The organism is Halopseudomonas aestusnigri (genome assembly GCF_002197985.1).
GTDB classification, from domain to species: Bacteria; Pseudomonadota; Gammaproteobacteria; order Pseudomonadales; family Pseudomonadaceae; genus Halopseudomonas; species Halopseudomonas aestusnigri.
Genome location: NZ_NBYK01000001.1, coordinates 100,859 through 109,266 on the forward strand (window position 1 = coordinate 100,859; position 8,408 = coordinate 109,266).

At 61.8% G+C, this 8,408-nt stretch carries 8 protein-coding genes; 5 read left to right on the forward strand and 3 right to left on the reverse strand.

Translation table 11 applies throughout. The annotated features are described in order from the left end of the window. The first annotated feature begins 8 nt into the window (after nt 1-8). The 4 genes from bioD (at nt 9) to B7O88_RS00515 (ending at nt 3,851) form a co-directional block, all read left to right on the forward strand. The gene (bioD, locus tag B7O88_RS00500) at nt 9-689 is read left to right on the forward strand and encodes a dethiobiotin synthase (protein WP_088273227.1); all 681 of its coding nucleotides are present in this window, start codon (nt 9-11) and stop codon (nt 687-689) included. A 74-nt stretch (nt 690-763) separates the two neighbouring features. After that, nucleotides 764-1,072 (forward strand): pyrroloquinoline quinone biosynthesis protein PqqE, encoded by a 309-nt coding sequence (locus B7O88_RS00505; protein WP_088273228.1) that lies wholly within the window; start codon nt 764-766, stop codon nt 1,070-1,072. A 33-nt stretch (nt 1,073-1,105) separates the two neighbouring features. Continuing rightward, entirely contained in the window at nt 1,106-1,849 is a 744-nt protein-coding gene (locus B7O88_RS00510; RefSeq protein WP_088273229.1) for a putative metalloprotease CJM1_0395 family protein, read from the forward strand. Between the two features lie 196 nt (nt 1,850-2,045). After that, nucleotides 2,046-3,851 carry a phenylacyl-CoA dehydrogenase gene (locus tag B7O88_RS00515; RefSeq protein ID WP_088273230.1) on the forward strand — a complete coding sequence of 602 codons (1,806 nt, stop codon included), beginning with the start codon at nt 2,046-2,048 and terminating at the stop codon, nt 3,849-3,851. Nucleotides 3,852-3,920: 69 nt separating this feature from the next. On the opposite strand, the gene egtB is transcribed toward B7O88_RS00515, so the two are convergent. The 3 genes from egtB to yjgA all read right to left on the reverse strand — a co-directional run bounded on the left by egtB (nt 3,921) and on the right by yjgA (nt 6,749). Continuing rightward, nucleotides 3,921-5,132 carry an ergothioneine biosynthesis protein EgtB gene (egtB, locus tag B7O88_RS00520; RefSeq protein WP_088273231.1) on the reverse strand — a complete coding sequence of 404 codons (1,212 nt, stop codon included), beginning with the start codon at nt 5,130-5,132 and terminating at the stop codon, nt 3,921-3,923. After that, nucleotides 5,129-6,109: an L-histidine N(alpha)-methyltransferase gene (egtD, locus tag B7O88_RS00525; protein ID WP_088273232.1), complete on the reverse strand. Its 981-nt coding sequence runs from the start codon at nt 6,107-6,109 to the stop codon at nt 5,129-5,131. Before egtD ends, egtB begins: the two co-directional genes overlap by 4 nt. Nucleotides 6,110-6,218: 109 nt before the next feature. Then, a complete protein-coding gene (gene yjgA / locus B7O88_RS00530) occupies nt 6,219-6,749 on the reverse strand; it encodes a ribosome biogenesis factor YjgA (protein ID WP_088273233.1) in 531 nt (176 codons plus the stop codon). 136 nt (nt 6,750-6,885) lie between these two features. Here yjgA and pmbA point away from each other — a divergent pair, with 136 nt between their 5' ends. Beyond that, nucleotides 6,886-8,241, forward strand: a complete 1,356-nt coding sequence (gene pmbA / locus B7O88_RS00535) for a metalloprotease PmbA (protein WP_088273234.1) — start codon at nt 6,886-6,888, stop codon at nt 8,239-8,241. Nucleotides 8,242-8,408 lie beyond the last annotated feature (167 nt).

An 8,408-nucleotide genomic window follows, 5' to 3' on the forward strand; every position in this document is an offset into this window, starting at 1 on the left:
GAACCCCCATGAGCAAACGTTACTTCGTTACCGGTACCGATACTGAAATTGGCAAGACCACGGTCGCCGCCGGTCTGCTGTGCGCAGCGCGTCAGCGAGGCCTGACCACCGCCGGCGTCAAACCGGTGGCTGCAGGCTGCGAGCGCACGCCTGACGGGCTGCGTAACGAAGACGCGCTCGCGCTGCAGGCCCAATGCAACCCGCCGCTGGCCTACGAGCTGATCAATCCTGTGACGTTGGAAGCGGCTATTGCACCACATATTGCCGCGCAGGAGGAGCAGGTGACGCTGACCGCCCAGGGGTTGGCGCAGGCTTGTGGCATGGTATTCGAACGAGGTGCCGAGCTGACCCTGGTGGAAGGCGCCGGCGGCTGGTGTGTTCCTCTTAATGAGACCGAACTGCTGTCGGATGTCGCCATTGCTCACAAACTGCCGGTGGTGCTGGTGGTCGGTATGCGGCTGGGCTGCATCAACCATGCGCTGCTGAGCTGTCGTGCCATTGCCGCTGACGGACTGGAGCTGGCTGGCTGGGTGGCCAACTATGTGGATCCGCAAATGAGCCGTCCCGAGGAAAATCTGGCGACGCTCAAGCAGTTGATCAAGGCACCATGCCTGGGCGTCGTGCCGCGCCTGGATTCGGCCGACGCGACCGCTGTGTCTGTGTATCTGGATGTGTCTCCGCTGGTCTGATACGACCAGCGGTGCTGGGCGCGGGGGGGCGTCTATGCTTGAATGTAGGTGTCAATTTACCCAGAGACCATGCCATGGCTACCCTTGACTTGATTTCCGCTGGCCTGACCAGTGTGCGTCAGGGCCAGAACCGCATCAGCGGTGCGGCGTCCGATATTGCCCGTGCGGCCCTTCCGGTTGATCCGGTGGCTGCGACTGCGCAGCCCGCGCAGCCGGCTACGGGCCAGGCTGCGGCATCTACGCCGGTAGAAACCGCACGTCCGGTCAATCTCGTCGACAGTCTGGTGGAACTGCAGCAGGGCCGCCAGCAGGCTGAGGCTGGGGCGTCGGTGATTGACACCGCCGACGAAGTGCTCGGCACCTTGCTGGATGTCACTGCCTGAGCCTGACCAGGCTCAACAGCGTGGTGCGCCCCCATGACCCCTGTCGGCAGCAGTCAAAGCACCTATATTCCCTCCGCGTTCACCACGCTGACCGCGCGTTCCATCGCGGTCAGCGACAAGGTCCCTGCTGACGACCCCAACACCCGTTTTGCACCGGTAGATCCAACCAGCGAGGCGGCAGGGGGTACCGCTTCCCCTGACGCATCCGGCGATACCGAACTGGCCGAGGCCGAGCGCAGCAAACGGTCCCAGCTCGCCAAGGCCGAGGCGCAGCTGCTGCAAGCCGAACAGAACGAAATCAGAGAGCTGGCCGCCCGTGATCGCGAGGTGCGCGCCCATGAGCAGGCGCACATGGCGGTTGGCGGTCAGTACGCCGGCTCCATGTCGCTGAGCTATGAACGGGGTCCGGACGGCCGCCTGTATGCGGTCGGTGGGGAGGTGTCCATTGATACCGCTCCGGTACCGGGCGACCCGCAGGCCACCATCGACAAGATGGAACAGGTGCGCAGAGCCGCGCTGGCGCCGGCCGAGCCTTCATCCCAGGATCGTGCTGTGGCGGCCCAGGCTGCACAGCTGATAGCGCAGGCTCGCGCCGAGATGGCAGCATCCGATCCGTTGGCCGGTAACAGTGCCGGAGCAGAGGAGTCGGCCGACTCGGCGAGTAAGCAGGCCAGCGGTGACGCAACGGTGGAAGACGACCGCGCAGGCGCGGGGCTGTCTGTCTATCGGGGTGTTGCTGCCGATCCGGCCAATGCCGGTCTGCTCGCCCTCGCCTGATTCGGCCCTGCCAGTCAGGCCACCCTTTTTCTGTTCATACTCACGCAGACTGATACCGGTGCATTCATGCGGGGGTTGACATTGGTTTGGCGTAAACGTATGTTTCAAACGTCTGTTTGAATTCGAGCTGCCAGGCAGCTCAAAACTGCAGCCTCGGCTGCCCGTGCATACTGATCAATACTTGAGGTCCAGTACCATGCCCGATTACAAGGCTCCCCTGCGTGACATTCGTTTCGTCCGCGATGAACTCCTGGGTTATGAAGAGCACTATCAGAGCCTGCCCGGCTGCGAAGATGCTACGCCGGATATGGTCAACGCCATTCTGGAAGAGGGCGCCAAATTCTGTGAGCAGGTAATTGCGCCGCTGAACCGTGTTGGTGACATCGAAGGCTGTACCTGGAGCCCCGAGGGTGTGACCACGCCCACCGGCTTCAAGGAAGCCTACCAGCAGTACGTTGAGGGTGGCTGGCCGAGTCTGGCGCACAGCGCTGAGCATGGCGGTCAGGGTCTGCCCGAGTCGCTGGGTCTGACCATCAGTGAAATGGTGGGCCAGGCCAACTGGTCCTGGGGCATGTACCCCGGCCTGTCGCACGGCTGCATGAACACCCTGGAAACACACGGGACCGACGAGCAGAAACACACCTATCTGCCCAAGCTGGTTTCCGGCGAGTGGACCGGCACCATGTGCCTGACCGAGCCGCATTGCGGTACCGACCTGGGCATGCTGCGTACCAAGGCCGAGCCGCAGGCTGACGGCACCTACAAGGTGTCCGGCACCAAGATCTTTATCTCCTCCGGCGAGCACGACATGTCGGAGAACATCATCCACATCGTGCTGGCCCGCCTGCCCGACGCACCGGCCGGTACCAAGGGTATCTCCCTGTTCATCGTGCCGAAGTTCCTGGTGAACGCCGATGGCGAGAAGGGTGAGCGCAACACCGTCAGCTGTGGCTCGCTCGAGCACAAGATGGGCATCCACGGTAACGCTACCTGTGTGATGAACTTCGACGGTGCTACCGGTTACCTGATCGGCGAGCCGAACAAGGGCCTGAACGCCATGTTCACCTTTATGAACACCGCGCGTCTGGGTACTGCACTGCAGGGTCTGGCACACAGCGAAATCGCCTTCCAGGGCGGTATCCAGTATGCCCGTGAGCGTCTGCAGATGCGTTCGCTGACTGGCAACAAGGCACCGGAAAAGCCGGCTGATCCGATTATCGTTCACCCGGACGTGCGTCGCATGCTGCTGACCATGAAGGCGTTTACCGAAGGTAACCGCGCAATGGTTTACTTCACTGCCAAGCAGGTCGATATCCTGAAGAACAGCCAGGATGCCGAGCAGAAGAAGCAGGCTGATGCCATGCTGGCGTTCCTGACGCCGATTGCCAAGGCGTTCATGACTGAAGTCGGTTTTGAAGCGGCCAACCACGGTGTGCAGATCTACGGTGGCCACGGCTTTATCGCCGAGTGGGGCATGGAGCAGAACGTGCGCGACGCCCGTATCTCCATGCTGTACGAAGGCACCACTGGCATTCAGGCCCTCGACCTGCTGGGTCGCAAAGTTCTGATGACCCAGGGCGAAGCGCTGAAAGGCTTCACCAAGATCGTGCACAAGTTCTGCCAGAACAATGAGGGCAACGAAGCCATCTCCGAGTTCGTCGCGCCGCTGGCTGCGCTGAACAAGGAGTGGGGCGAGCTGACCATGAAGATCGGCATGGCCGCGATGAAAGACCGCGAAATGGTCGGTGCCGCGTCCGTGGACTATCTGATGTACAGCGGCTACGCCTGCCTGGCCTACTTCTGGGCCGACATGGCACGTGTTGCTGCCGAGAAACTGGCCGCCGGTACCGCAGAAGAGGGCTTCTACAAGGCCAAGCTGCAGACCGCCCGTTTCTACTATCAGCGCATCCTGCCGCGCGTTCGCACTCACGTTGAGGCGATCCTGTCCGGTGCGGATAACCTGATGGAAATGGATGCCGACAACTTCGCACTGGGCTACTGATCTAGCCTGACGTTGTTGCCAGTATCAAGGCCGCCCCGGTAACGGGGCGGCTTTTTTAATGTCCGATGATCAGGGATTGCGCGCCAGGCGCAGTCCGCTGAATTGCCACTGCGCCGCGGGCGGGAAGAAGTTGCGGTAGGAGGGTCTGCTGTGGCCCGCCGGGGTGGCACAGGAACTGCCGCGCAGGACCATCTGGTTGATCATGAATTTGCCGTTGTACTCACCAACGGCACCTGCCGCCGGCTGGTACCCGGGGTAGGGCAGGTAGGCACTGTTGGTCCATTGCCAGACCTGGCCAAACAAGCCCGCAAGATCCGGTGCGGTACGCGCCGCGTGCTCCCATTCAGCCTCTGTCGGCAGCCGTGCGCCCGCCCAGCGTGCGTAGGCATCGGCTTCATACAGGTTGATATGGCAGACCGGCGCCTCAAGGTTGAGTGCTCGCCGGCCGGCCAGGGTGAAGGCTTGCCACGGTTCATCTGGTGTCTGCAGCCAGTACAAGGGGGCTCGTGCCTGTCGCTGGTTGACCCAGTCCCAGCCATCGGACAGCCATAGCTCCGGACGCTGGTAGCCGCCATCGGTAATAAAGGCCATGAAGTCGGCGTTGCTGACGTTGCGCTCGCCCAGCAGGAAGGGTTCCAGCCAGACGCGGTGGCAGGGGCCTTCGTTGTCATAGCTGAAGCTGGCGTCGGATGCGCCGATATCGCACAGGCCGCCGGTGAACTCCCGATAGGGGTAAGGCTCAGTGGCGATAGCGGAATGCTGCTCAGGCGCGTTTGTCCGCCAGGCAGGCATTAGCGGGTTGCAGGAAAAATGGTGTTTCAGATCAGTCAGCATCAGCTCCTGATGCTGCTGTTCGTGCTGCAGGCCCAGGGTCACCAGTGCGGCAAGTTTGGTGCGCTGGCTGGGGCTGCTCAGCAGATGCTGCATCTGCTCATCAATCTGCTGGCGGTAATGGAGCACCTCTTCCAGAGTCGGCCGCGACAACAGGCCGCGTTCGGCGCGCAGATGACGCTCGCCAATGCCCACGTAATAGGAGTTGAACAGTACCTTGTAGGCTGGATCAATGACCGGGGGCGGTTCGGGCAAGGCGGCGAGAATGAAGGTTTCAAAGAACCAGGTGGTATGGGCCAGGTGCCATTTCAGCGGGCTTGCATCGGTCATGGACTGCAGCTGACAGTCTTCAGGACTCAGCCCCTGGATCAGCTCCAGAGAATGCGCCCGGATCCGGGCGTAATCGAGCGCCAGTTCGCTGATTGTCGTCAGGCTGGCTGGCCGGTTCATGCCGGCTCCGCCAGAAACACGCCGAACCAGCCTTTGGGGTCGGTCCAGTAATGGCTGCAATGCAGACCGCTGGCAGTGAGCAGGGCGCGAAACTCATCCACACTGTATTTGTGGGAATACTCCGTCACGATGTGCTCGCCGGCTTCAAAGTTGCGGCGGGTATGGCGTGCAAGACGCACGCTGTGCGGCTCCCGGGCGACCAGTCGCATTTCGATGCGGCGATGCTGGTCGTCAAAGCAGGCGTGGTGTTCAAACAGTTCAGGCTGAAAGTCGGCATCCAGTTCCCGGTTGACGACATTCAGGATATTCAGGTTGAACGCGGCAGTAACGCCGCTGGCATCATCGTAGGCCGCCTCCAGAACGGCGCGGGGCTTGATCAGGTCGGCGCCAATCAGCAGGCGACCGTGGCTATTGCAATGGGCGCGTATGCGGCTGAGAAAGCGCATGGCGGCGCGGGGCTCGAAATTGCCGATGGATGAGCCGGGGTAGAAAAACACGGGAGGATTGTCCGGGCGCTCAGCAAGCAAATCGTGCAACTCGAGGTGCTGGGTGAAGTCGCTGACCACACCAACGCATTCGAGCTGAGGGTGCTGCCGGGCAACGTCGGCTATCGAGCTGTGCAGAAACTCTCCGGCGATGTCGACACCGACCACGCGCGCCGGGTCGACGGCGTTCAGCCATTGCTGCGTCTTGCTGCAGTCGCCGCAGCCGAGATCGATCCATTGCGGGTCGTCTGGCAGGTGGCCGGCGATCGTCTCACGGTTTTCCGAGAAAATCAGCGCCTCGGTGCGCGTGGGGTAATACTCATCGAGGCGGCAGATGTCGGTGAACAGCTCGCAGCCGCGTTCATCGTAGAAGTACTTTGAGTCGATGCGTGCGGTTGGCTGCAGCAGTCCCTGCAGAAGTTGTTGGCGCTCATCCTGAACCGGAAGGCGCAGGGTTGACTCGAGTCTGGGCAGGTCAAGAGCAAAGCTCACGTGGCGTCATCCTCTGCAGGTCAAAGTTAAAACCTAGCAGTGGGTTGCGCTCAGCGCCAAAATGACCGGCCAGTCAGGTCCCGGGCTGTGATCCAGTACCGCGCCTTTATCAGAGCCCCTTGGCGTCGTCAGCCAGCACACGGATAGCCTTGAACAGCTTGCGCGCTGCCGTCGGCGGCTTGTTCTGCTCGGCTTCCTTGGCCGCCTGGCGAGCCAGTTGGCGCAGGTGCTGACGATCTGCGGCGGGGTAGGCCAGCATAAACAGCTCCAGCTCGTCCGAACGGCCGGTCAACAGCCGGTCGCGCCAGCGTTCGATCTGGTGGAAGTGCTGGTTGTGGGCTGCGCTGCTGCTGTCAAACAGATCCAGATAGGTCTGAATTTGCTCAATATCCTGATCGCGCATCAGCTTGCCAACATAGCTCATATGGCGTTTCAGCGCGCCGCGTGCGGTGTGCCGACTGGCCTCGGCGAGCGCCAGGCGCAGCTTGTCGGTCAGCTCCAGCTTGGCCAACTGGTCGGGTTTTAGTGCCAGCAGGCGCTTGCCCATTTCCTGCAGGGCGTCCATCTCGCGTTTGATCTGGGTCTTGCTCTTGCCCTCATCAACGGGCTCGAGGGATTCGTCGTCGTGAAACTCGGTCATGGTGATCCTGTCTGGAGATGGTCGCGTCAGCTTTTGCCGGGGGGCAATGATACCCGTTTCCCGCTGGCCGCGGCCAATCCGTGGTGGTTTCCGGTTGCGCAACCTCGCTACAATGGCTGCTTGAACCGGAGGTGACATGAGCGCGAATACCATCAGCGTAGCCGAGAATCCCGCAAGCCTGCAGCAGACGCTGGAGCAGCGGGTGGCTTTTATTGTCGACGAGGCGCGACGTCAGGGGGCAACCGCCAGCGAGGTCGCGGTCAGCCAGAGTACCGGTCTGTCGGTGAGCGTGCGCAGCGGTGAAGTCGAAACGGTCGAATTCAATCGTGACCAGGGCTTCGGCATTACCCTGTACGCCGGTCAGCGCAAGGGCTCGGTCAGTACCTCCGATACGTCCGACGACGCCATCCGGCGGGCGGTTGAGACGGCACTGGCGATTGCGCGTCATGCATCCGAGGACCCCTGTTCCGGTCTGGCCGATGCCGAGTTGATGGCTACCCAATTGCCGGATCTCGATCTGTTTCACCCCTGGGAGCTGTCCGCAGAGCAGGCGATTGATCGGGCTCTGGAGCTGGAGCGCTCGGCACTTGCGGTTGATTCGCGGCTGACAACCGACAGTGCGCAGATCAGCAGTCAGCAAGGCTGCCGGGTGTATGGCAACAGCCATGGGTTCATTGGCAGCGCTCTGAGCAGTCGTCACAGCAGTGCTGCGGTCATGATCGCCTCTTCCGAGCAGGGCATGCAGCGTGATTACTGGTACGCCGTCGATCGCGTACCGGGGCGATTGCCAAGCGAGCAGGCGGTAGGGCGCAAAGCCGGTGAGCGGACGCTGGCGCGCCTCAACCCCCGCACGGTCAAGACCGCCAAGGTGCCGGTGCTGTTTGCTGCCGATCAGGCGGCGGGTCTGGTTGGCCATCTGTTCGGTGCCATTTCCGGCGGAGCTGTCTATCGTCAATCCACATTTTTGCTCGATGCGCTGGGACAACCGATTTTCCCTGCCTGGATGACCATGCGTGAAGCGCCTTACCTTAAGCAGGGCATGGGTAGTGCCGCGTTTGATGGCGATGGTCTGCAAACGCGCGAACAGGCTTTCATCGAGGACGGCCAACTGGTCAGCTGGTTGCTCAGCACCTACTCTGGCCGCAAGCTCGGGCTGCCCAGTACCGCCAACGCGGGCGGTGTGCACAACCTGCAGGTCACCAGTAACGCGGGCGATCTCGATGCAATGCTCAAGGAAATGGGCACCGGCCTGCTGGTGACCGAACTGATGGGGCAGGGCGTGAACGGTGTCACCGGCGACTATTCCCGCGGTGCCGGCGGCTTCTGGGTCGAGAACGGCGAAATTCAGTACCCGGTCAGCGAGATCACCATCGCCGGCAACCTGAAGGATATGTATGCCAACCTGCGTTGCGTCGGCAGCGACGTTGAGCGTCGTGGCAACTACCTGACCGGCAGCTGGCTGGTGGATGGGATGACGGTAGGGGGCGCGTAGCGCCCCCTACCGTCAGCTGCAAGCCGTCAGCTGCAAGCCGTAAGCTTCAAGCGGCAAGTAAAACCCGCGCGGTTTTGACTTGCGTGGGTTTAGATTGAAGCGCCGAATGGTCGGAAAGCTTGCAGAAAACACTTGACTACCCTGCCGCCGGATTCACCCTCTTGCGG